Below are 25,876 nucleotides of genomic sequence, written 5' to 3'. Positions count from 1 at the left end.
TCTGCTGAACTGAATTCAGCAGAACAAAAAAGCGAGTAATGAAAGCCCGTTAAAACGCCCAAAAAATTATTTATCTTTTAGATAATTAGATGCTGAAACGAGTTCAGCATGCTCTAGCTTTCTTTGCTAGAGCACCATTTTTTCGATAGGACATACCAAAATACCTTCTGCTCCATTGGCTTTTAACTCGTCTATAATTTCCCAAAACTGGTTTTTAGAAATTACGGTATGCACTGAACTCCATCCTTTTTCTGCCAAAGGCAACACAGTTGGGCTGCGCATGCCTGGTAACAAAGCTAAAATATTGACTAACTTGTCATTAGGTGCATTTAACAAAATATACTTGGATTGACGCCCTTTTAAGACCGATTGAATTCTAAACTGGATTTTCTGTAAAATGGCATTTCTTTCTGCATCGATATTTGGGGAAACCGCTAAAACTGCTTCCGATTTTAACAACACTTCAATTTCTTTTAGGCCATTTTTGAATAAGGTACTTCCGCTTGAAACAATATCACAAATACCATCTGCTAAACCAATATTTGGTGCAATTTCTACAGAACCGTTAATAACGTGCAATTCTGCATTAATATTTTGTTTGTTTAAAAATTTCTCTACTGTTTTTGGGTAAGAAGTTGCGATTCTTTTCCCTGCCAAATCTTGTAAAGAATTGGCCTCTGACTCTTTAGGAACAGCAATAGAAACTTTACATTTAGAGAATCCTAAACGCTCTACAAACTGAATGTCTTCTCCTTTTTCGATTAGCACATTCTCGCCAATAATGGCTGCATCTACTACTCCGTCTTTTAAATATTGAGGAATATCGCCATTTCTGAGGTAAAATACTTCTACAGGAAAATCTCTAGCTGCTGCTTTTAGTTGGTCTTTGCCATTATCGATAGAAATACCGATGTCTTTTAAGATTCGCATGGAATCTTCATTCAATCTACCTGATTTTTGTACTGCAATTCTTAAGTTACTCATTTTTTGTTTTTAGTTTGGTTTGAGCAAATTTAGTTTAGATTCCTGCCTTTACAGGAATGACAACTTTAACGTTTTTTTTTAATTAAAAAAACCTGTTTGATTTGCTCAAACAGGTTTATAAATATCTTGATTTTATTCAATACATTTTTAAATCGCTTGAGAGCAATTGTAAAAATGATGGTGATGTGCTTGAATAAATGTCATTATCTTTTAATTGTATGCAAATATCGAAATATTATCTTGTAAACTCCAAATGATAATGAAAGTTTTTTTATGCGGTTTTAATATTTATCAAGATTTGGATTTTTGTTTGATTTTTGTTTCTTAAAATAGTGATTTTTCCTGTTGATTTTTGTGTACAACAAAGGCAAAATTAGCTAACTTTGGATATTGAGATTTTATGCTGAACCTTATTTAATATTACGATTAAGAATCTTTACGATGTAATTACTGGCATATAATACATTGAATCATGGAAGAAAGTAATAAAAACAAGAGAAAACATGATTTTATAACTGATCTTATGGATCATTATAACAAGTATGCTACAAATGCCAATAAAAACTCAAAAAAAGACTTAAATACTAGAAACAGTAGTTTTAATAAAAAGCATCGTAAAAAACCTATTGCAATTACGAAAAGTGATTGGGTTAGAAAATCGTATGGATTTCTTTTTTTAATGCTGATTTTGGTTCTTTTCTTTAGCCATCAAAAAATTTTTCATTTTGATTATGGAATTACTTTAGGAAATTTTAATAAGAATTATTCTAGTTTTGATTATACTGTTCAAGAAAAAAAATATTCAAGATTTATAGAAATAGGACAACCATCAACAACAACAACAACAAATTATAACAAAGTAGGTAGAAAAAGTCCAAGTTTTGGAAAACCTTTTCGATACCAATTGATTAATTACGTAAGTGCTGATCCAACAAAAACTTATTTTATGCTTAGTGGACTTTCTAACGGAAGTCAAGATTATACTATTTTATCGAATTGGACTGTAATAATTTTGATTGTTCTCATTATATTAAATTATTTTTTTACAAAGTTTGCTTACAGAAAAGGTTGGGAAGCACATCAAAGAAAAGTGATTAAAAATTGGAGAACTAAATGAGACTAGTGTTATATCTGACCAAAAGTTTTATACCAAAATAAAAGCTGCAATCAATACAAAAACCACAATTTGCATCCATTTTAAATACAATCCAATTTTTTTATTTTTTTTGATAGATGTTGAAATTGCTCCTGCTAAAATAGCGATTGCAGAAAAAATCACTAAAGAAACTAGCATAAAAACTCCACCTAATATATAAAATTGTACCACTGTAGAAAGATGATCAGAAAACAAAAAACCTGGAAAAAAAGCCAAGAAAAAAATGGATACTTTTGGGTTTAAAACATTCATAATAAACCCTTGTTTGAATAATTGTGTTGTTGTTTTTTCTATTATATTTTTTTTTGATAAAATAATGTTTGCATCTGATTGGTATACTTTATAGGCTAAATACAATAAGTATATGGCACCAAAGATTTTAATCGCAAAAAATAAATATTCAGATTGTTTGATAATTGCTGAAACTCCAAATGCTAATAAAGTAGTATGCACTAAACAACCAGAAATTAAACCAAAAACAGTTGCTAAGCCAAACTTTTTACCATTTACAATGCTTTGCGTTAACACAAAAATATTGTCAGGCCCAGGAGACAATGCCAATACAGAAGTTGCAAGCGCAAAAGATAAAAGGGTTTCAATCATTGGTAAATAAATAGATTTGGTTGCTTGTTTTAAAAAGTAAATATTACCAATTAATTGGTTTTTTATCAATAGATTTTAAATATGTATTTGTTTTAGAAAAATGCTGATTACCAAACCAATACCCTCTGTTTGCGCTTAAAGGTGATGGATGACCAGTTTCTAATACATAATGTTTTTTGGTATCAATTAACTTTTTTTTCTTTTTTGCAAAACCACCCCAAAGTAAAAAAACAATATTTTCTTTTTGATTAGAAATTTGCTGAATTACTTGATCTGTAAAAGTTTCCCAACCTTTTTTTTGGTGGCTTCCTGCTTCGTGAGCCCTAACTGTTAAGGTAGCATTTAATAATAAAACCCCTTGTTTTGCCCATTTTTCTAAATTCCCACTTTGTGGATAGGCTACGTTTAAATCGTTAGAAACTTCTTTAAATATATTGATTAATGAAGGAGGATGTTTAATTTCATCTTGTACAGAAAAACACAATCCATTGGCTTGGTTTGGTCCATGATAAGGATCTTGGCCAATAATCACTACTTTTAAATCATGTAAGGCACAAAAATCAAAAGCAGCAAAAATGGCACTGCCTTTGGGGTAACAAGTATGTGTTTGGTATTCTGTTTTTACAAAATTCACTAACTCTATAAAGTAGGGTTTTTCAAATTCTGGTTGTAAAATATTTTTCCAAGAATCGGCTATTTTTACTTGCATTGTTTATTATTTTTGTAGCGAATTTAAAGAGTAGACAGGTTTTAAAAGCTTGAAAGGTTCTTACGAGTTCGTAAATATACAAATTTGAATATTTCAGAAAAAACACTTCAGGATTTAGAATTTTCTACAGTTTTACAACACATTTCAGCGTTTTGTATTTCTGGTTTAGGAAAAGAACGCATTTTTGACACCAAACCTATTTATAGTAGAAAACAATTGTTTAAAGAATTACATTTGGTAGATGAGTACTTAGCTTCTTTTGAAAGTGAAAACAGAATTCCGAATCATGGTTTTGACAATATTACAGCAAGTGTAAAACGATTGGCTATAGAAAATAGTTTTATTGAAACTGATGCTTTTTTGAAAATAGCTACAACCTCATTAACTGTAAATGAATTAATCAAGTTTTTTAAGAAATTTCAAATTCAGTTTCCTACCTTTTTTGCACTTTCACAACAAATTGAATTCACCACTTATATAGATGATGAAATTAAGAAAATTATAGATATTTCTGGAGAAGTAAAAAATAATGCATCCCCAAATTTAAAGCAAATTAGAAGAGATATTAACAATATTCGTGGTAAAATTGGTGCAAGTTTTTCATCAGCTTTATCTAAAGCAATAGCTGCAGGATATTTAGACGATATTAAAGAAACTATTGTAGACAATCAGCGTGTTTTAGCAGTTTCTGCTATGTATAGAAGAAAAGTTGCTGGTAGTTTATTAGGCTCATCTAAATCTGGAGGTATTGTATACATTGCTCCTCAAGCCACTTTGGCTTATAGTAGAGAATATCAAAATTTGGTGTACGAAGAAAAACAAGAAGTAGTAAAGATTTTACGTGCTTTAGGAGATACAATTAGACCTTTGGTTTCTTTATTAAAAGAATATATCGAATTTTTAATTCATATTGATGCTGTTGGTGCAAAAGCAAAGTACGCAGTAGAGATGAATGCTATTTTGCCAAAAATATCTAAGGAAAAAAAGATATTTTTTAAAAACGCATACCATCCTGTTTTATGGAAAAAAAACAAAACCCAAAAAATTGATACTGTTGCACAGACTTTAACGCTACACGAAAAACAACAAATAATTGTTATTTCTGGACCTAATGCTGGTGGAAAAAGTATTACTTTAAAAACCATTGGATTATTACAAATTATGGTGCAAAGTGGTATTTTAATTCCTGTTGATGAACGTAGCGAAACTTATATTTTTGATACTATTTTAACAGATATAGGAGATAATCAATCTATTGAAAACCAACTAAGTACTTACAGTTATCGTTTAAAAAATATGCGTTATTTTTTACGAAAGTGTAATGAAAACACCTTGTTTTTAATTGATGAATTTGGTACAGGTTCTGACCCAGAATTGGGGGGTGCTTTGGCTGAGATTTTTTTAGAAGAATTTTATCATAAAAAAGCATTTGGTATTATTACTACCCACTACTCTAACCTAAAAGTTTTGGCAAATGAATTAGATAATGTTACTAATGCAAATATGCAGTTTGATGAACGCTCTTTAGAGCCATTATATAAATTGTTTGTAGGGCAAGCAGGTAGTTCTTTTACCTTTGAAGTTGCACAGAAAAACGGAATTCCTTTTAGTTTAATCAACAAAGCTAAAAAACGTGTTGAGACTGAAAAAGTACGTTTAGATAAAACAATTTCGAAACTACAAAAAGAAAGAAACAGATTGCAAAAAAACTCTGATAGTTTAGAAAAACAAAAAACAAAAGGCCAAGAGCATTTAGAGAGTTTGCAAGAAAAAGAACAACGCATACAAGATAAATTGGCTGGTTTTCAAGAATTGTATGACCAGAATCAGAAAATGTTGTCTTTAGGTAGAAAAACCAATGAACTGCTAAACAAGTACTTTCAAACCAATAATAAAAAGGAATTGAATGTTAGTTTTAATAGGTGGGTTGCAGATGAAAAGGTAAAACATGTTAAAAAAAATCCTGTTAAACCAAAAACAAAATCGCAAAAGCAAAAAGCAAAAATTGTGAAAAAGCAAATGCAGGAAACCATAAAAAAAGTAGAAAAAGAGGTTTTAGAAAAAGTAGTTGAAGTACGAAAAGTAAAGAAAATAGAAGAGGCCAAAATTGCCAAAGCAAAATCTGAATATATTTTTAAAGTGAACGATAAGGTAAGAATTATCGACTCAAATTCTGTTGGAACTATTGATAAAATAGACCGAAAAAATGTAACTATAAATTATGGCATATTTACTACAAAAACTACAATTGCTAAGCTAGAACTTGTACAGAAAGCTAAATAACTGAACAACAATACATTTGTTATTTATTTTTTTTGTAAAAACTTTTGTAAAAAAACGCTTGTAAATTTATGCCTGTAACATTTCAATACTTCTTTGAAATGTATTATTTTTAAAGAAAATCAATCTCCCATGACCACTACTTTTAATATTTTAATTGTTGAAGACAATGTAATTATTGCAGACGATTTACAACAAATTATTGAAGATTTTGGGTACAACGTACCTGGTAATGTAATTTCTTATGAAAAAGCAGTCCATTTTTTACAACATCATAAAATAGATTTGGTGTTGATAGACATTAATTTAGCTACCGAAAAAACAGGTATAGATTTGGCTGAGTACATCAATCTTAATTTAAAAATTCCCTTTATATTTATGACCTCTAATATTGATGAACAAACAATTGGAGAAGCATCAAAGACAATGCCAGCTGCTTACTTGGTAAAACCTTTTGATATAAAAACCATTTATACATCCATTGAAATTGCTGTAAAAAGTTTTATTAACAAGCAGATTGATGATGCTCTTTTAAGAGAGTTTTTATTTTTAAAGAAAAATAACTTATACCATAAAGTAAAATTTGAAGAAATTTACTTTATAAAATCAGATAACATTTATATTGAGATTTTTACCAAAAACGACCAAAAATTCTTAGTTAGAAACACATTAAAAGAATTTATAAAAAAATTGCCATCAAACTTCTTTAAGTGCAATAAATCTTTTATTATTAATACCAATGAAATTGAACGGTTCAATTTAAACTATGTTTTTATAAATAATGAAAAAATTTCTGTTTCTAAAGAATTTAAACCATATTTAAAGTCGCTATTAACCTAATCCATCAAAATGTCTTTAAAATTTAGCAGGCAATTACACTTTATACTATTTTTTTTCACTTGTTTTGCTTTTTTTTCTCAAAATATAGTAGAAAACGAATCAAAATTTGAAAAAATTACTTCATTATCAAATCCAAAAGAACAATACTTTTTTTATATAAGATCTACCATATACTCAAATAATTATGTAAAAAATATTAATGATTGGATTACCTATTTTGAACAAAAGAGTGAAGACTATAGAAATACGGAAGAATCACTTTATGTAAATTTTATGTTGGTGCATTTGTTTAGAATTTCTAGTAAGCTAGAAAAAGCTATTGAATTAGGGGTAGAAACCTATTACCTTAATTCAGAAAAAAAAGTACACAAAAACCTACTATGCAATCTTTTACAAGAACTAGAAACTTGTTACTATTTAAAAAACAACAACTTAGAGTTAATAAGGTTAAACAAAGAAAAATTTAAAATATGTGGTAAAAACGAAGGAAAGCTCTTCAACATCTATTTTAACATGGGTTTATATGATTTGGCACTAAAAGATTATAGAGAAAATATAAATTTTGGTAAACCATCTTACAAAAAACATGATTTATATGCGCAAGCTTTTCATAATAACGATTTTGGCGTGTATTTTATGTATGATAATAAAATTGATTCTGCACTCTATTATTACAACAAAGCAAATTTACTTTTCAAAAAACAAAAACAAAAAGATTCAAGTTACAGAAGTAGAGATGTAGCACTTATGTTAGGTGTTGTTGATGGTAATATTAGCACCTGCTTATTAAAACAAGGTAACTACAAACAAGCCATACCTGGATACCTAAACGAAATTGAAGCGTGTAGAAATTATTATAACACTTATGATTGGTTTGATTCAGAAAAAGTATATAACAGAATTGCAAAATGCTATATACATACCAATCAATTTAAAAAAGCGGATTATTATATTGAAAAATTAAAGAAATTAAAAGCTATATATTTTAATTTAAAAGGAGAATACCACACAAAATTAAACAATAAAGATTCTACATTATTTTACTACAAAAAATACATGCAAATTTCCGATTCTATTTTTAATCAAGAAATGAAGCAACAAAAAATGGAATCTTTGGGGGTTTTAGAAGTCAATGCAAAATTAAAAAGTCAAGAAAAAAAAATTAACCTGTTAGAAGAAAAAGACAACTCAAAATCAAAAAAGATTAGAGTTTCTTTGCTAATATCTGCCATAGCTATAGTTTTTTTTCTGTTAGTACTCTATTTCTATTTTGGTGTAAAGAAAAAACAAGTTATTGTAGAATTTCAAAAAAATAAAATAGAAAAAGCTCTAAACAATAATAGTATACTTCTTAAAGAACTTAATCATAGAGTAAAAAACAACTTACAAATGGTAAGTAGTGTAATTTCTTTACAAGCATCTAAAATAAAAGATGAATCATCTAAATTGCATTTTAAATCTGCAATTAATAGAGTAAAAGTGCTTTCTGAAATTCACAATAGCCTGTATTCTAAAAATCAATTAGAAGAAATAGATGTTTTAAATTATGTAGCCATTTTAAAAGATTATTTGGTAAAATCAATTATAAACCCAGATATTAAAGTTGATTTTATTATTGATATTACACCTAATTTATATTTAGATAATGACAAAAAAACAACCATTGGTCTCATTATTAATGAACTAGTAACCAATTCATTTAAATACGCATTTCAACAAAAAACAGAAAATGTAATTACCATAACCATTCGCAACGAAGGTAATACCTGTTCTTTTTCTTATAAAGACAATGGTCAGGGTTTTGATTATAAAAACTTAGATAAAAACAAATCCATAGGAATAAATTTAATTTTAAGGTTGGTAAATCAATTAGGGGAAGACGCAAATATTAACGCAGAAAACGGGATGCAAATTCACTTTAACTTTAAAGCCTAAGCGTTTAGCAATAATTAAAAAACCTTAAACATCAATAAAAATACAGATGACAACATTATAATATGTTTTCACAACATATATTCGCTATTCATCTAAATCAATTTGTATATTTAATATAAGAATAAGATATCCCCCAAGTTTTTTATTTAATTACCTTACAAGTTTTACATCATAAAATTTGTAAGGTTTTTTATTACTTTTATTAATGAATCACGAATTCTAATTCATCTTTCACGAATTCTAAAACAGCCAAAATTTAAGGATTGTTCAATTGTATTTTTACCATGTATTAACATTAAAAATAATAATTATGAACACAGCACTTAAAAAATCGGTTTTAGCAACAGCAATAGTTTTAACAACAGGTCTTTTTATAAATTGTAACCAAAAAAAAATTACCACAAATGATGATTTTAAAGAGGAGATTACAGAAAACACTGTAGCTTTCAGTTTTAACGAAGCTATAAACCTTAGAAAACCAGTAGTTTTTATTACAGGGATTGACCAAGGCAACGAAACATTTTACCACAATTCGAGATTATTTTTTAAAGATCATAATTATCAAGTTATAGAAGATCAATATTCTTTAGAAGAAATAATAAACTGGTTGAATCACAATGAATCTGAAAAACCTTATGGAGAAATTCACATTGTAAATAAAAGCAATGCTTTTAAAGGTTTAACTCTAGAAACAGTAATAAATGGTGAAAAAGTAACCACAGAAAGCCTTAGAAAACACATTACAAAAGGTACTTTACCAATTTTACAAGAAAGCATAAACGCCAATTCTAAAATAATTTTTCATGCAAATGGTTTAGGTGATAACAAAGAATTGTTAAATACTTTTAAAGACGCTTTATGCGCAGACGAACTTCCTAGTATAGTGGCCTCACCCTATTATTCTGTTTTTGATGGTGCATTTACACAACATTATTTAGCAAAACCTTATTATATTTTTTACCCAACCGCAAATTCTCCTGGCAAAGTAGATCTATCAAAAGAAATTGCTAAGAAATATCCTGAAGAAAAAGACATCAACTGGCTAGATGCGTTACAGAATTACGAAGAACGTTTCATTGGCGAGCCGTATACAAAACAATTTACCATTCCTTTAAAATTTAAATTAGATTACCATAATTCTGATGAAGAAGTACCAAATTTTGAAAATCAAGATGAAATTATTGATTTTATAGAACAACAAGAAGTGTTATTTTTTGAAGTTGAACAACTTAAAATTCCGATTGAAAAATACAGATGGTCATATTCTATGCACAATAGCACATTAACAATAAAAGGCAAAGCTACAGTACTAGTAGTGCTAAAACCATTAATAAAACCTTATGGAGATTTGCAATATATAACACCAGATACCAACAATAAACGTTTATATGCAATAAATTAATTGATTATGAAAAGGTTGATGTAAAAAACGTCATCATACAAAAATAGTATGGTGACGTTTTAATTAGTAAGTTTGTTTTATGAGTATTTTTAGAAAATATACCACTATTGTCTTTCTTTTTTTGGTGATAAAACTTGGTGCACAAGATTATAGCATTCAAAATTTAACTACTAAAGATGGTTTACCAAGTAATATTATATACGATATGCAACAAGATAAAATTGGATATTTATGGATAGCTACAGAAAAGGGTTTGGTAAAATTTGATGGTGATGATTTTACTGTAATTAATAAAAACAAAACAACAGATCTTTTTATTGATGGACTTGTAGTTTACGCAGGTTTAGAAAATGGCCTTTTGGTTAAAAATAAATTGAAAGAACAGTATTTTAAATCTAAAAAAGTTCGATCTATAGTTAAATACAAAAACAAGATTATTGTAGGCACTATAGAGGGATTCTATAGTTTAAATAAAAGTAAATTACAAGCTTTAAAAATAAATTCTGCTTTAGATTTTTCTTCAATTAACGATATGATTACCACTCCACAAGGAGTTTTAATAGCGTCAAGTAATGGTTTACATAACATACATAATTCATTGGAAAACAATAATTTAATAATTATAAAAAAAGGAAATTTTACAGCTATAGATAAATCCTATAACAGTTATTTAGCTACTAAAGCAAATAATGAAATTATTGAATTTAAAAACGATTCCATTTTAAAAATCGTTAATACTATAGGCGATATATATTCAATACAAAAAATAAAAAATGAAGTTTGGGTATCTTCTAAAACTAATGGAATTGAAGTTTTTACACTCCCTACTTTTACATTTAAACAAAAAATAAACAAGTATAATTCTTTACAAACCAATACTATTTACAAAGTGTTGAGAGTTGGTAATAATGCTATTTATATTGCTTCTAACAAAGGAATTTATACTTTAAAGAATTCTATTTTAAAAAACAAACCAAACTTTAAACCCAATGTTTTTTTCGAAAGTTTTCAAGTAAATCATCAAAATGCAGACTCTTTACTCACAAAAAACAATGTAAAACTATCTCATCAAGAGAATAATGTTTCTATTTCTTTTAAAACAGTTAATTTATCTTATCCTAAAAAAATACAATACAGATATCAACTTAACAATGCATTATCAACATGGTCATTTAACAACACAGTGCAGTTCCCTAATTTAAATAGCGGCAAATATCAATTTCAAATCCAATCAAGAATTGGCAATCAAAAAAGCAAAATCAAGTCTTTTTCTTTTGTTATTGAGACACCTTTTTATCTTAAAGCTTGGTTTATTTTTTCAGTTATTATAACACTTTTACTAGCAGGTTATTTTTATTTAGATTTTTATATAAAACGCATTAATACTATAAACAACAAAAAGATTAATGAACTAAAATTGCAAAACCGATTACTATCTTTAGAACAAAAAGCCCTGCAATTACAAATGAATCCTCATTTTATTTTTAATGTTTTAAACGGAATAAAAGCCCTAGGAAACAGAGGAGAAATTGCAGAATTAAATAGCACCATTTCTAAATTTTCTATATTATTAAGAGGGATGCTAAACAACTCTAGAAAAGAAGAAATAAGCCTAGAAGATGAAATAAGATTGTTAGAGAATTATATCGAATTAGAACAAAGAATGAGTTCTAAGTCTTTTAAATATAGTATCCATACCAATTTAAATAATATACACCCTGAGGAAATACTAATTCCTACAATGCTTATGCAACCCTTTGTTGAAAATTGCATAAAACATGCATTTGAAAAGAATTCTGTTGGTGAAATTACTGTCAATTTTAACACAGAACATCGTTTTTTACAATGCAGTATAATAGATAATGGTATAGGTATTTACCAATCTCAAAAAAGAAACAGCAATTCTACGCACAAATCAGTAGCGTTAAAAGTATCTAAAGAGCGATTGTTTGCTATAAACCCTAAAAATGCCTTAAAAATTAAAGAGATCACAGAAAATAATATAATAAAGGGTACTCACGTAAGTTTTAAAATACCATTAAAAACAGATTATTAATTATCAAATTTAGAATAATGAATAAATTTACATCATTTGTGGTAGATGATATACCAGAAGCTTTAGAAATGTTATCTAATGATATTCAACAAATTGATCCAGAAATTGAAATTATAGGAAAAGCGTCAAGTGTAGTAGAAGCATCTAAGTTACTACAAACAAAGAAACCAGATATTTTATTCTTAGACATTATGTTAGGTGATGGTACAGGTTTTGACATCTTAGAGATTGTACCCAACTTAAATGCTAAAGTAATATTTGTAACTGCAAGTGAAGAACATGCAATAAAAGCCTTTAAATTTGCTGCTGTAGATTATATATTAAAGCCCTACTCTTTCAAAGATTTATCTACGGCTATTAGTAAAGCTAAAATTCAAATAAAGCCAAGAACAGCGCAATTAAACTTATTAAAGCAAATTGTTACAAAGCCATCAGAAAAACCAACAAGACTTTCTTTAAATACATCAGAAAAGATTATCGTAGTTGATATTAAAGATATTATCCGATGTAAAGCAGACAATAACTACACAACATTTTATTTACAAGACAAATCAAAAATCTTGGTTTCAAAAACGCTAAAATACTATTCTGATATTCTAAAAGAAGTAAATTTCTTAAGAGTTCATCAAAGTCATTTAGTGAATAAGTTGTTTATTAAAGAATTTATTAAGGCAGATGGTGGCTATTTAATGCTACACGATTCATCGAATATACCAGTATCCGCAAGGAAAAAAAATGAAATCATAAATGCTCTAAAATAATAATTTTAAATTCTTTTCTAAAAATCATTGTTTGTGGTAATAATTCACTACATTTGATGTATTGCTAATTACCCTCCCCTTATTATGAAAATAGAAGATAAAAAACGTTCAGATAGAGTAATAAAAGTTTTCAAAGATTCTGGCTTAAATCAAAGACAGTTTTCTGAGTTAATAGGAGTTTCACAACAATTGGTTAGTGCTGTAGTCAACTACACTAAAAAGCCAAATGAAACTATATTACTTGCTATTATTGATAAAATAGATGATATAAATCCTATGTGGTTATTAACTGGACTTGAAGACCAGAAAGACAACCATACACCTATAAAAACCGAATCTCCTATTGAGATTCACATTAAAAGTTTAGTTAAAAAGGAGTTTGAAGAGCTGTCAAAAGACATAATTCAAAAATTATCAAATATTGAAGATTCCGTTCAAAATTCTAACTAAACGATTTATAAGAGATCGCGAGAAAGGAACAAATCTATCCTATACTGTTCCCTAGCAATATAGCTTAGAGTTAAAGTCTTCAATATTTGTTTCCTTTCCAAGTTAAATCTCAAAAAATCCATAACCTACTTTTCTTGAGCTTTTTTTGAATCAAGTTTCATTAAAAATAGTATCAATCTTCGTTTGTGGTAAAAATAATAGTATCTTTGAACTACTAGTATGAAAAAAGAAGATAAACAAAGAGCAGATAGAGTAATTGAGGTTTTTAATAATACAGGACTAAACCAAAGACAATTTTCAGAACTTATAGGAGTGTCTCAACAATTGGTAAGTGCAGTTGTGAATTATACCAAAAAACCTAACGAAACAATATTACTTGCAATTATAGATCATATAGAAGGTATTGACCCAATGTGGTTATTTACCGGAAATGAAAACTATAAAACTAATTATGTACCCTTAAAGCGTGAAGAATCCCCTATTGAGAATCATATTAAAAACATGGTTAGAGATGAATTTATAGAGCTTTCAAAAGATATTATTCAAAAACTGGCTAATATAGAAGATGCTATCAACAACACTAATTAATCTAACTATAGGATTAATTAAAATTATATATAAAAAATATGGTCTTCTATAAATTTATAAGTATTAACGGATCAATACCAAAAGTTTTGGGATTTAAAGGATTAAGCATAAATATTTGTTAGCCTAAAAAGGAAGAATTCTGATCACAACTTCAGCTTTGGTTCCTTTGATCATAGCAATTAGAGCTCCTTTTTTACCTTTTGCTTTTTTATTAGTTACAATAGTGTATAAATCTCCATTTGAAAAGGCGGTTTCGTCTATAGAAAAATGCGCTCCAATATTTTTAGTAAACAATAACCATTGTTTGGCATGTGACTTTTGATTCCAGTGTTTAAAGTCACTTAAATAATCTTTGTATTGTCTTTGTAATTTTCTAGAATTTACTCCGTAAAAATTAGCTACAATACTAGTACTAACAGCATTATTACTGACTGATCTGTTTTAAAAAAGTAGCAAATTCACTTGTAATTCTAGTGCCTTTTGCTACCAATTGCCAATCTCTTGTCGCTACTTTTTTAGAATTTTCTTCAATCCAACGTCGTCTAATAAAATGCAGAAAAACGTTTTTACATCGAATTGGAAAGTCTTGAATAGTAGCTTCTGGAAAGAAGCCTTTAGAGCTTAATTTTAATCCTTTAAACTCTTCTGGAACTGTATTTAACTCTGTAAAATAGAAATGAAGTTCTTCTTGTTTGACTTCATACTTGGTAAGTTTAAAGTAATTTACTAAAACTTCTGGTAACAATAATTTTATAACATCAATTGAAATCTCCAAACCTTATATATTTTAAATATCAAAGTTTTGCTTTTTATCTGTACTCCACAACTTTTGGTGTTGATCCTTTTTCTGCTAAAATTTGCTCTTGTTTATTATCTTTATGATTGTAATCGACATAGAAATAAATTCTTTTTATTAAAACAAACTCTGTTGAGAATCGTCATCGGTATTTTCTTTTTTCTTTTGAATTGCCTTTCTTAACAAGGCTTTCTTTTTATCCTCCTTCAGTGCTGAACTTGTTTCAGCATCTTTTGCAGTATTCCCTGAACTTGTCTTACTATCTTTCTTATCTACTACAGGAATCTCTAAAGGCAACTTATCTTCAACCACCTCTTCTTCAACAACTTCCACATCTTCTACCTTTTCTTGCTCAGGTGCTTCATAAGGTAATGATTCTAGCAAGTTCACATTCTTAATTTTTTCGGTAGTTAATTGATTTCCTAATGCTTTAATACCTTTAACAGCAATAAACTCCTCAAAATTTACAGTTTCATTCTCTAAACTTCGTTTTGAATATTGTACCTCTGCAATAGGCCTATAATCTGTAGCTACAATTTCTAATTGACTTTTTGGATGATCAGAAATAAACTCTTCTTCTTTTTCTGGGGTTTCAATTAAAAAACGTTTTACATAGTATTTGGCTTTTTCTCCATCAAAGTAAATGGCTGAGATAGGTTTGTTAGGCTCCCATTTTTCTAGCACAATCATATCACTATCAAAATGCATGGTTAAATCTGGTTTTACTGCTTTTGCTTTTCCACTTTGGGTAATGATTAACAACTTATCTTCTGCTCTAAATTCGCCTAACAAATCACCTCTTTCATCAACATTTAAACGTTGTACAGTGTCATCGAACCAAATTTTACGAGGTTTTAGGGTTGATACTCCTGCTGATTTAAAATCGATAGATTTTATGGCATATTTGGTAATGGTATTTCCACGAACACTTCTACCCTTTACAGCTAAATCAGCAAAATCGATATCCCATTTTAGCTTTTTAATACTACCAACAGCTCTTAAATTTACGGTTACCACTTCTGCTTCTCCATTCGGATTTGCAGAAAAGTACAAAACTTTAGAGCCTTTGCTACCATTGGTTAAATCATATTCCTTATCTCGAGTTACAGAGGTAACCGCAAAACGTTTCATATAACTTGGGCCTCTTGCACCATCTTTATACATAAAATTATAAATGGTACGTTTGTCTTTCTTTTTAAATACAGTAATGTGTATAATATCTTTACCAACAAAAGTTTTAGAATCGATTTTAGTAACCATCATTTTACCATCTCTTCTAAAAACGATAATATCATCAATATCTGAGCAATCAGCCACAAATTCATCTCTTTTTAAAGAAGTACCAATAAAGCCTTCTGCCCTATTTACATATAATTTGGCATTTTTCATAGCCACTTTAGAAGCTACAATATCATCAAAAATTCTAATTTCTGTTCTGCGTTCTTTTCCTTTACCATAAGTATCCTTTAAACGTTTAAAATAATCGATGGCAAATTCTATTAAATTTGCCAAATGATTTTTTACACCTGCAATTTTATCTTCTAAACTTTCAATAAATTGTTTGGCTTTATCAATATCGAACTTAGATATTTTTTTAATACGTATTTCTGTTAAACGCGTAATATCATCAACAGTAATGGCACGTTTTAAATGTTGAATGTGTGGTTTTAAACCTTCGTCAATGGCTTTTATTACACCTTCCCAAGTTTCTTCTTCTTCTATATCTCTATAGATTCTATTTTCAATAAAAATACGTTCTAAAGATGAAAAATGCCATTGCTCTTCCAGTTCATTCAACTGAATTTCCAATTCTCTTTTTAGCAATTCCACAGTTAAGTCTGTAGAGTGTTTTAATAGTTCTGAAACGCCTAAAAAAACAGGTTTATTATCTTCAATAGTACAACACAAAGGCGATATTGAAGTTTCACAATTTGTAAATGCATACAAAGCATCAATTGATTTATCTGGAGATACATTTGGGGGTAAATGCACTAGAATTTCTACTTCTGCTGCTGTATTATCTTCAATTTTTTTGATTTTTATCTTCCCTTTATCATTGGCTTTTAAAATGCTATCAATCAATGATTGTGTGGTTGTAGAAAACGGAATTTCATTAATCACCAAAGTCTTTTTATCTAACTGAGAAATTTTAGCACGAATACGTACCTTCCCTCCTCTTTTACCATCATTATAATTGGTAAAATCTGCAATTCCACCTGTTAAAAAATCGGGTACAATTTTAAAACTTCTACCTTTTAAATATTTAATAGAAGCATCTATCAGCTCATTAAAATTATGTGGTAATATTTTGGTTGATAAACCAACTGCAATTCCTTCTGCTCCTTGCGCTAATAATAAAGGGAATTTTACAGGTAAATCTATAGGTTCTTTTCTTCTACCATCATAAGACAGTTTCCATTCTGTTGTTTTCTGATTAAACACAACATCTAACGCAAATTTAGAAAGTCTTGCTTCAATATATCTTGATGCTGCAGCTCTATCTCCTGTTAAGATGTTACCCCAGTTTCCTTGCATATCAATCAGCAATTCTTTCTGACCAATTTGAACCATAGCATCAGCAATTGATGCATCTCCATGAGGATGATATTGCATAGTATGCCCCACAATGTTTGCTACTTTATTGTAACGACCATCATCTAAATCTTTCATAGAATGCATAATTCTACGTTGTACAGGTTTCAATCCGTCTTCTAAAGATGGTACAGCTCTTTCTAAAATTACATAACTGGCATAATCCAAAAACCACTCTTTGTACATTCCTGTAACTTTGGTAATGGTTTCTTGTTCAGCTTCAGGTTGATGATCTGTTAACTCTTCTTCGTGTTCGTTCTCGTTTATTTCTTCACTCATAAAAAACGTTCAATCGTTTATTTGTGTATTTTTCTATTTGGGCGTTACCTAAAGGTCGGGCTTTACGTTATATCTTTTTTATGAAAAATAAAAAAGGATGCCACTCCAATCCCTAACGCAGGCATACTTGTTAATTATTTGCAATTACGTTTATTAATTTTCTATCAAATTACTTTGTTACTTTCAGACCTCACAGGTTTTAAAAACCTGTGAGGTCTTCTAAATTATTTATTTTTAAAACTATAAATTCTAACTAAATTTATAAATTTTATGCACTACAAACTTGCTAAAACTCCTTTCCTATCGAAAGGATTTAGTATAGAACGTCTATAATTCTTCCTCAACATAATCCAACTCAACCTTCAAGTTTTCAATAATAAACTTCTGTCTATCAGGAGTATTTTTGCCCATATAAAATTGTAGCATTTGCTCTATAGACATTTCTTTGTCTAACATTACAGGATCTAGTCTAATATCATCACCTATAAAATGTACAAACTCGTTTGGCGAAATTTCACCCAAACCTTTAAATCGAGTTATTTCTGGCTTACCTCTTAGCTTTTCTATGGCTTCACGTTTTTCATCATCAGAATAACAATAAAATGTTTGTTTCTTATTTCTGACTCTAAACAATGGTGTTTCTAAAATGTATAAATGTCCTTCTTTAATTAATTCTGGAAAAAATTGTAAGAAAAATGTGATTAATAACAAACGAATGTGCATTCCATCAACATCAGCATCAGTTGCAATTACAATGTTGTTGTAACGTAAATCTTCTAAACCATCTTCAATATTTAACGCTGCTTGTAATAAATTAAATTCTTCATTTTCATACACAATTTTTTTGCTCAATCCATAAGAATTTAATGGTTTTCCTTTTAAACTGAAAACCGCTTGTGTATTTACATTACGTGATTTGGTGATAGAACCAGAAGCAGAATCTCCCTCTGTGATAAACAAGGTAGTTTCTAAATAATTTTCTTTTTTAATATCACCTAAATGAATTCTACAATCACGCAATTTTTTATTGTGTAAACTGGCTTTTTTAGCTCTATCTCTTGCTAACTTCCGAATACCAGATAATTCTTTACGCTCCTTTTCTGCTTGTAAAATCTTTTTCTGCAATTTATCTGCAACGTCTGTATTTCTATGCAGATAATTGTCCAATTTTGTTTTTACAAAATCGTTGATATAGGTTCTTACAGTAGGTAACTCTCCACCCATATCTGTAGAACCCAATTTTGTTTTGGTCTGACTTTCAAAAACAGGTTCCATTACTTTAATGGCAATTGCAGCAATTACTGATTTACGAACATCTGAAGCTTCAAAATTTTTACCAAAAAAATCACGGATTGTTTTTACAATTGCTTCTCTAAATGCAGATTGATGTGTACCTCCTTGTGTAGTGTGCTGACCATTTACAAACGAATAATATTCTTCTGAATACTGGGTTTTGCTATGTGTAATGGCTACTTCTATGTCATCTCCTTTTAAATGGATGATTGGATACAACATATCATCTGTATTGTTGTTATCTTCTAACAAATCCTTTAAACCATTTTTAGAAAAGAATTTTTCTCCATTAAAAATGATGGTCAACCCAGGATTTAGGTATACATAGTTTTTGAGCATTTTGGCTACATACTCGTTCCTAAATTTATATTTTTTAAAGATGGTTTCATCAGGAATGAACTGTACTTTGGTTCCTTTTCTTCGCGAAGTTTCTTCTAAAAATTCTTGATTTTCTAGGTTTCCTTGCGAAAACTCTGCGGAAGCTGATTTTCCTTCACGAGTAGATTCTACTCTAAAAAATGTGGATAATGCATTTACAGCTTTAGTACCTACTCCATTTAATCCTACCGATTTTTTAAAGGCTTTAGAATCGTACTTACCACCTGTGTTCATCTTAGAAACTACGTCAACCACTTTTCCTAAAGGAATTCCTCGTCCATAATCACGTACTGTAACTTTACTACCTTGAATAGAAATTTCGATGGTTTTGCCTGCACCCATCACATATTCATCAATAGAATTGTCTAAAACTTCTTTTACCAAAATATAAATTCCATCGTCTGCAGACGAACCATCACCCAACTTACCAATATACATTCCAGGACGCATTCTAATGTGTTCTTTCCAGTCTAATGATCTAATATTATCTTCCGTATATTTTGTTTGTTCACTCATAAAAAATCCTTACTGTGATTAGGTTTGAAGCAATTGCAATATAACATTAAACTCATTAAAAAGAAATGCAAATTAACGATAGTTATTAACAGGATTTCAACGTTTTTTTTTTAATACCTACAAGGACAACTTACCGGGTTTTAAGAACCTCATAGGTATAGAACTTGCTAAAAATATTAAACTTAATATTAATAAGATACTGAAACAAGTTCAGTATTTACAACAAAAAAAAACAATATGTTATATTTTTAAACATATCGTAAATATATCAACAAATACATTATTTTTGAGGTCAGTTATAAAATCAAATCAAATTGGAAAGAACTCAACTTTTAGAAATAGCAAACAAATACGGAAGCCCTGTATATGTTTACAATACAGATAAAATTGCATCACAATACAACAGATTAACCTCTGCTTTTAGTGATGTAAAAAACTTAAAATTAAACTATGCTGTAAAAGCATTATCTAACATTAATATTTTAAAGTTTTTTAAAAATTTAGGTGCTGGTTTAGATACAGTTTCACATCAAGAAGTACAATTAGGACTGACCACTGGAATCGACCCAAAAAATATTATTTTCACACCAAATGGAGTGTCTTTACAAGAAATTGAAGAAGTAGCAAAATTAGGTGTTCAAATTAATATTGATAACCTTTCTATCTTAGAACAATTTGGTCAAAAACACCCAGAAATACCTGTTTGTGTACGTATTAATCCACATATTATGGCTGGTGGAAATTCTAAAATTTCTGTTGGGCATATCGATTCTAAATTCGGAATTTCCATTCATCAAGTTCCTCATATTAAACGTGTTGTAGAAAACACAGGAATGAATATTAATGGAATTCACATGCACACAGGTTCTGACATTTTAGATATCGATACTTTTTTACGTGCTACAGAAATTTTATTTGATGTGGCTAAACAATTTGAAAATATCGATTTTATCGATTTTGGAAGTGGATTTAAAGTACCTTATAAAGAAGGAGATATTTCTACTGATATAGAGCAATTAGGGGTACAACTTTCTGCTAGATTCAATCAATTTTGTGAAGAATATGGAAAAGATATCACTTTGATGTTTGAACCAGGAAAATTCTTGGTTTCTGAAGCAGGTGTTTTCTTGGCAAAAGTAAATGTAGTAAAGCAAACTACATCTACTGTTTTTGCACACGTAGATTCTGGTTTTAATCATTTGGTAAGACCAATGATGTATGATTCTTACCATAATATTACCAACATTTCAAATCCAGAAGGAAGAGACAGATATTATTCTGTTGTTGGCTATATTTGTGAAACAGACACATTTGGGTCTAACAGAAGAATTTCAGAGATCTCTGAAGAAGACGTATTATGTTTTCATAATGCAGGTGCGTATTGTTATTCTATGGCATCTAACTACAATTCTCGTTATTTACCAGCAGAAGTTATGCTTGTAGATGGACAGGATTATTTGATTAGAAAAAGACAAACTATCCAAGATATTTTACACAATCAAGAAGTGGTTGAATTACCAGTAAAAGCAACTTCAAAAGAAGAAATTACAGCATAAAACAAAGGTTACATGTATACAAATCCACCAAAGAATTTTATTTCTTGGTGGATTTTTTTTTAACTTTACCAAACAAAAATAATACAGATGAAAATATTAGGAATTGGCAGTAATTATGTTACTGATATAAAAGACATTGAAGAAAAAAAGAAAGGTAAAAAATTTATTTTTTCTAAACCAGAATCGAGTTTAGCAATAAACTGTGATGTTGCTTACCCAAGTGACATTACCAACGAATTAATTTACGAAGTGGAATTGGTTGTAAAAATTGGAAAAGAAGGTAAAAATATTACCAAAGAAGAAGCCAATTCTTATATTTCTGAAATTGCAGTTGGTATTGATTATACTGCAAAAGATATTTTAACAAATGCTAGAGAAACCAAACATCCTTGGGAATTTGCTAAAGGTTTTGATGGGGCAGCGCCTATTTCTAGTTTTAAGCCAATTACAAACTATAATTTAGCAGATATTAATTTCGATTTAAAGATTAATGGCGAATTAAAACAAGAGAGCAATACAGCTTATATGATTAATGATTTTGCTGATATTATTGTATTCATATCAAAATATATGACTTTACAACCAGGAGATTTAATTTTTACAGGAACACCTGCTTTAGGAAAAGGAGAAATTTTTAAAGGAGATCATTTACAATGTTCTATTAATAATGAGTTATTGTTAGATTTTAAAATGATTTAATAAGCCTGCTATTAAATATAAATGTTTACTAAAAAAGCTTCACAAAACAATCTGTTTTGTGAAGCTTTTTACTTTAAGAAATAACACTATTTTACTCTTTAATAACTCTAATTATTTTAGAATTATTAATGGTTACAAAGTATATCCCTTTTGAATAATTAGAAAAATCTAATATTGTTTTATTAGTGTCAAAATCAGTTTTATTTAAAAGTTCTTTGCCAAGAATCGAATTAATTCTTATCGTTTTAATTGAGACACCTGTACTTTCAATATTTAATATTGATTGTATTGGATTTGGGTAAAAACGCACATTTAAGCTATTTTCTATATCATCTATAGAAAGACTATTTCCGTTAGTTGTATTATACGTAGCCGCTTGAATTTGAAAATCTCCAGTTCCATTTGGCACTCTTGCATAACCCATATCAACCTGTTGCTCTCCAAAAGTTATATCTTCTAATGCTGTTCCATCAGGATAAGATAAAATTACCCTATCTCCACTTGTAGAAAACCTAAAATTTGTATGTAAACCAGTTTGTTCATTATCATTATCACACCAAACAATTAAATAGCCACCAGCTGCTATAGTTGTTCCGTCAGGAAATTTCCAAGCTGTTAAAACTGTAGCATCATCAGTAAGAAATAAATTATCTAAACTAAGTGTTTTAGAACTGTTATTATATAATTCTAACCAATCATCATATTCTCCATCTTGATCTGTAACAATAGTTTCATTAGAAGCCATAATCTCATTAATTACCAAATCACCTGCTGCAATTTTATCATATGTTTCTACTTCTACAATTACACCACTGTTGTTATTATAATTATGTGTTGCAGATTGTATTACAAAATCTCCTGTTCCATTTGGTCTTCTTGCATATGATTTATCATCTATTTGTTCCCCAAATGATACACTTTCTATAATTGAATCTTCATCTCCATAAGATAGTATAGCATTTTCTCCAATAGCAGAAAATTTAAAATCAGCATGTAATCCATCTTGTTCATCGTCATTATCACACCAAACAATTAAATAACTTCCTGGAGCAATAGTTAAACCAGCAGGAAACCTCCAAGTTGTTAAATCAGCATAAGTATCCGAAAGATATAAATTATCTAAACTTAAGGTTTCTGAACTGTTATTATAAAGTTCAATCCAATCATCGAACTCTCCATCTTGATCTGTTACTGTTGTAATATTTGAAGCCATAAGTTCATTTATTACCAAATCGCCAACTGAAATTTTATCAATTTCACCCTCAACTACTCCTCCATTATTATTGGCATTAAAAGTTGGAGATTGAATTACAAAATCTCCAGTTCCATTTGGGTTTCTAGCATAAGATTTATCTGCTAACTGTACACCAAATGTTATATTTTCGATAATAGAATTACTCGTTCCATAAGATAAAATAGCACTTTCTCCACCTAAAGAAAATTTAATATCTGCATGTAAACCACTTTGTTCTTCATCTTTATCACACCAAACTATTAAATAAGCTCCTGGTGCAATTGTTAATCCAGAAGGGAATTGCCAAGCTGTTAAATCTGTAGCATCGTCAGATAAGTATAAATTATCTAAACTAAGCGTTTGATTACTGTTATTATATAGTTCAACCCAATCTTCATATTCTCCATCTTGGTCAGTAACAGTATTTGTATTTGAAGCCATTAATTCATTAATTACCAAATCTCCTGCTGTAATTGTGTTAAAATTAGATTCGATTGTATAAAATTCATACGCTGCTTTTGCAGGAGAAAATGCTCCAATAGTATCATTTTCAGCATACACATAATATTGAAAAAAAACATCATCAATTGTTACATCTAAACTGTATTCACTACTTCCTTTAGCATCCATCTCTACTCTTGTAAAAGAAGCTGTTTCATCTATTCTATAATTTAAATATACAGTATTTGCATTTGCAACATTAGCTGTTATTGATATTACATCGCCAACAGTTGGTGTTGTTACAGAAGGTGTGATATTACTTATTGTTGGTTGTAAGGCAGTAAAGTCTGATAAACTGGTTAAATAACTAATTCTAGAACCCATTAAATTTGATAAACCAGGTGCAGTATTTCTATCTACAGAATAATCTGTATTGATGTTTCCCGTAAACTGAGCATCAGTGTAAAATTTATTTGTATCTGCTGTAACCGCTGATGCTATTATAGACTGATAATTGTTTGCTAATGTTAAGTATTTAGAATTACTAATGTTTTCTGTAAGAATCGTTTTATAATGCGCTAAATACATTTTTTTGTATTCAGGTATTGCCAACAATTTAGAAAATAAAGGGAAATTAGTATCTCCATCATGTAATAAATGATCTAATTGTGCTTTTTCAGTGGTAGAACTCAATCCACTACTAGAATTTCCTCCTCTTCCTCCTCCAGGACCACCACCACTTGTAGACTCTTCTCCTGTTTGACTAAAAGTACCAAAAGACATGTTCAAGTCCCACATTATTGGATTAAACTTATCATTATCATCTTTATATAAGTAATAATTTTGTTTAAATTGTCCAATATAACTATCTAAATTTACCAACACATTATTTAAAGCAAGCATCCAAATTGCCTTATCTACATCAAGAACATTTTCTATGTTAGCAACATCGTTATTTAAAATATTTGTCAATTCAATTAAATCATTCCAATGTTGTTCTGCAACAGTTGCATCATCATCATCATCAGATTTAATTTCGTAAGCATCATCATAACTTACAGCATTTGTTCCTAAATACACTAAACTTGGTAAATTGGTAGTTTGTGGATCTGCACCTTCTGGAGGACTGCAACTAAAAAACGCATTATTTTTAGAATTAAAATGCTCATTTAAAAATGTTTTGGTAATAGCCTCTGTATTTGTGTACAACCCCATTAAAGCTCCGTTAACATATACATTAGCATAATTAGCTTGTGGAGCATCCATATATTGGTTTACAATATTATAGGCTAATGTTTCTCTCACAAAAGATGGATCAAAAACAACGTTAGACAATTTTATATCTTTATACCCTTGGTAATCTTGATCCACATAAGTATCCAGTTCAATATGAAAAGGGTTTTTAGTTTGATTGGCATTGTAAGAACTATTTCCTTTAAATTTTACACCAACTTGATTAAAAGTTGTGCCATTTATTGTTACAGAAGTTGCTTCTGTATAGTTATTATCTCCAGATTTCTCTATATCCAATAATTGATCCCAGTTATTTTCAGCAAATTCAATTTCTATGGTTTGAATAGTGTTTATATCATAAAAATCTTGCGAGAATACAGTGGAAGAAATTAAAAACAGGAAGAATAGTTGCGTAATATTTTTCATTTTATTTGTAAAATTAAGGTTGATGTTTTATTTAGATGTGTTTAAAAGAAAAAACTTGCTAAAAATTTTTAATTTTATTTTTTACTATTTAATTCGATTGTATTTTTGTAAATAAAGGGCTTTTTTTCAAAACTTAGTACAAAATCATGAAAATAAAACTTTCTTCCAATGGTGATATTCCAAAAATTATGGAAATAATTAATGATGCAAAAACATTGTTAAAATCGCTAAATATTGATCAATGGCAAAATGGCTACCCAAATGCTGAACAAGTTGAAAATGATATCAAAAACAAAGAAAGTTATGTGGTTTTAAATGATGATGACACTATTGTAGCCACTTCTATGTTTACCACAAGAAAAGAACCAACCTACTTAAAAGTAATGGATGGCAACTGGATTATTGATGAAAATGAAACCTATGGAGTAATTCACAGATTGGCGATTAAAAAGGAATTTAGAAAATTGGGGATTGCCCAATTTATGTTCAACGAATTTCATCAACAATTAAAAAATAAAAACATAAAAAGTCTGAAAATTGATACGCATGAAGAAAATCTTGGAATGCAATCTTTAATTAAGAAAATGGATTACCAATATTGTGGAATTATTTACACCAATTACAACGCAAAACGTTTGGCTTTTGAGAAAGTAATTTCTTAAAATATCA

The 25,876-nt window shown here is 29.0% G+C and carries 20 protein-coding genes; 12 read left to right on the top strand and 8 right to left on the bottom strand.

Annotation, left to right across the window (positions count from 1 at the left end; translation table 11 throughout):
- Positions 1–126 precede the first annotated feature (126 nt).
- Entirely contained in the window at positions 127–984 is an 858-nt protein-coding gene (gene hisG, locus SJY27_RS01585) for an ATP phosphoribosyltransferase (RefSeq protein WP_397446495.1), read from the bottom strand.
- Between the two features lie 523 nt (positions 985–1,507).
- Between hisG and SJY27_RS01580 the strand changes: the two genes are divergently transcribed.
- Entirely contained in the window at positions 1,508–2,101 is a 594-nt protein-coding gene (locus tag SJY27_RS01580) for a hypothetical protein (RefSeq protein WP_397446494.1), read from the top strand.
- Between the two features lie 27 nt (positions 2,102–2,128).
- On the opposite strand, the gene SJY27_RS01575 is transcribed toward SJY27_RS01580, so the two are convergent.
- Together SJY27_RS01575 and SJY27_RS01570 are read right to left on the bottom strand one after the other, a co-directional pair.
- Complete coding sequence (locus tag SJY27_RS01575) at positions 2,129–2,743, bottom strand: LysE family translocator (protein WP_397447946.1); 615 nt, start codon at positions 2,741–2,743, stop codon at positions 2,129–2,131.
- A gap of 43 nt (positions 2,744–2,786) precedes the next feature.
- Positions 2,787–3,452: a uracil-DNA glycosylase gene (locus tag SJY27_RS01570; RefSeq protein WP_397446493.1), complete on the bottom strand. Its 666-nt coding sequence runs from the start codon at positions 3,450–3,452 to the stop codon at positions 2,787–2,789.
- Positions 3,453–3,536: 84 nt separating this feature from the next.
- Here SJY27_RS01570 and SJY27_RS01565 point away from each other — a divergent pair, with 84 nt between their 5' ends.
- From SJY27_RS01565 to SJY27_RS01530, 8 genes are all read left to right on the top strand, one after another.
- Positions 3,537–5,735, top strand: a complete 2,199-nt coding sequence (locus SJY27_RS01565) for a DNA mismatch repair protein MutS (protein WP_397446492.1) — start codon at positions 3,537–3,539, stop codon at positions 5,733–5,735.
- A 129-nt stretch (positions 5,736–5,864) separates the two neighbouring features.
- On the top strand, positions 5,865–6,572 hold the full coding sequence (locus tag SJY27_RS01560) for a LytTR family transcriptional regulator DNA-binding domain-containing protein (RefSeq protein WP_397446491.1): 708 nt from the start codon (positions 5,865–5,867) through the stop codon (positions 6,570–6,572).
- Positions 6,573–6,581: 9 nt separating this feature from the next.
- Positions 6,582–8,507, top strand: a complete 1,926-nt coding sequence (locus SJY27_RS01555) for a histidine kinase dimerization/phosphoacceptor domain -containing protein (protein ID WP_397446490.1) — start codon at positions 6,582–6,584, stop codon at positions 8,505–8,507.
- A gap of 310 nt (positions 8,508–8,817) precedes the next feature.
- Positions 8,818–9,909, top strand: a complete 1,092-nt coding sequence (locus SJY27_RS01550) for a hypothetical protein (protein ID WP_397446489.1) — start codon at positions 8,818–8,820, stop codon at positions 9,907–9,909.
- Positions 9,910–9,988: 79 nt separating this feature from the next.
- Positions 9,989–11,965 carry a histidine kinase gene (locus tag SJY27_RS01545; protein WP_397446488.1) on the top strand — a complete coding sequence of 659 codons (1,977 nt, stop codon included), beginning with the start codon at positions 9,989–9,991 and terminating at the stop codon, positions 11,963–11,965.
- Positions 11,966–11,982: 17 nt separating this feature from the next.
- Positions 11,983–12,726 (top strand): LytR/AlgR family response regulator transcription factor, encoded by a 744-nt coding sequence (locus SJY27_RS01540; RefSeq protein WP_397446487.1) that lies wholly within the window; start codon positions 11,983–11,985, stop codon positions 12,724–12,726.
- Positions 12,727–12,810: 84 nt separating this feature from the next.
- Positions 12,811–13,176, top strand: coding sequence for a helix-turn-helix domain-containing protein (locus SJY27_RS01535; protein WP_397446486.1), 366 nt, complete (start codon positions 12,811–12,813; stop codon positions 13,174–13,176).
- Between the two features lie 219 nt (positions 13,177–13,395).
- Entirely contained in the window at positions 13,396–13,764 is a 369-nt protein-coding gene (locus tag SJY27_RS01530; protein ID WP_397446485.1) for a helix-turn-helix domain-containing protein, read from the top strand.
- Between the two features lie 123 nt (positions 13,765–13,887).
- Here the strand turns inward: SJY27_RS01530 and SJY27_RS01525 are convergent, their stop codons facing one another.
- The 4 genes from SJY27_RS01525 to SJY27_RS01510 form a co-directional block, all read right to left on the bottom strand.
- Positions 13,888–14,058 (bottom strand): hypothetical protein, encoded by a 171-nt coding sequence (locus SJY27_RS01525; RefSeq protein WP_397446484.1) that lies wholly within the window; start codon positions 14,056–14,058, stop codon positions 13,888–13,890.
- A 130-nt stretch (positions 14,059–14,188) separates the two neighbouring features.
- A complete protein-coding gene (locus tag SJY27_RS01520; protein ID WP_397446483.1) occupies positions 14,189–14,539 on the bottom strand; it encodes a transposase in 351 nt (116 codons plus the stop codon).
- 138 nt (positions 14,540–14,677) lie between these two features.
- Complete coding sequence (locus tag SJY27_RS01515) at positions 14,678–17,431, bottom strand: DNA gyrase/topoisomerase IV subunit A (protein WP_397446482.1); 2,754 nt, start codon at positions 17,429–17,431, stop codon at positions 14,678–14,680.
- 327 nt (positions 17,432–17,758) lie between these two features.
- Positions 17,759–19,618, bottom strand: coding sequence for a DNA topoisomerase IV subunit B (locus SJY27_RS01510; protein ID WP_397446481.1), 1,860 nt, complete (start codon positions 19,616–19,618; stop codon positions 17,759–17,761).
- 314 nt (positions 19,619–19,932) lie between these two features.
- Here SJY27_RS01510 and lysA point away from each other — a divergent pair, with 314 nt between their 5' ends.
- Positions 19,933–21,174 (top strand): diaminopimelate decarboxylase, encoded by a 1,242-nt coding sequence (gene lysA / locus SJY27_RS01505; RefSeq protein ID WP_397446480.1) that lies wholly within the window; start codon positions 19,933–19,935, stop codon positions 21,172–21,174.
- An 87-nt stretch (positions 21,175–21,261) separates the two neighbouring features.
- Positions 21,262–21,873: a fumarylacetoacetate hydrolase family protein gene (locus SJY27_RS01500; RefSeq protein WP_397446479.1), complete on the top strand. Its 612-nt coding sequence runs from the start codon at positions 21,262–21,264 to the stop codon at positions 21,871–21,873.
- A gap of 91 nt (positions 21,874–21,964) precedes the next feature.
- On the opposite strand, the gene SJY27_RS01495 is transcribed toward SJY27_RS01500, so the two are convergent.
- Entirely contained in the window at positions 21,965–25,207 is a 3,243-nt protein-coding gene (locus SJY27_RS01495; RefSeq protein WP_397446478.1) for a CotH kinase family protein, read from the bottom strand.
- Positions 25,208–25,353: 146 nt separating this feature from the next.
- On the opposite strand from SJY27_RS01495, the gene SJY27_RS01490 reads away from it, so the two are divergent.
- On the top strand, positions 25,354–25,869 hold the full coding sequence (locus SJY27_RS01490) for a GNAT family N-acetyltransferase (RefSeq protein WP_397446477.1): 516 nt from the start codon (positions 25,354–25,356) through the stop codon (positions 25,867–25,869).
- The last annotated feature ends 7 nt before the right edge of the window (positions 25,870–25,876 follow it).

The organism is Polaribacter sp. R77954, from assembly GCF_044595335.1.
GTDB lineage: Bacteria > Bacteroidota > Bacteroidia > Flavobacteriales > Flavobacteriaceae > Polaribacter.
The sequence above is the reverse complement of the archived record's forward strand: the minus strand, read 5'-3'. Positions and strand labels throughout refer to the sequence as shown.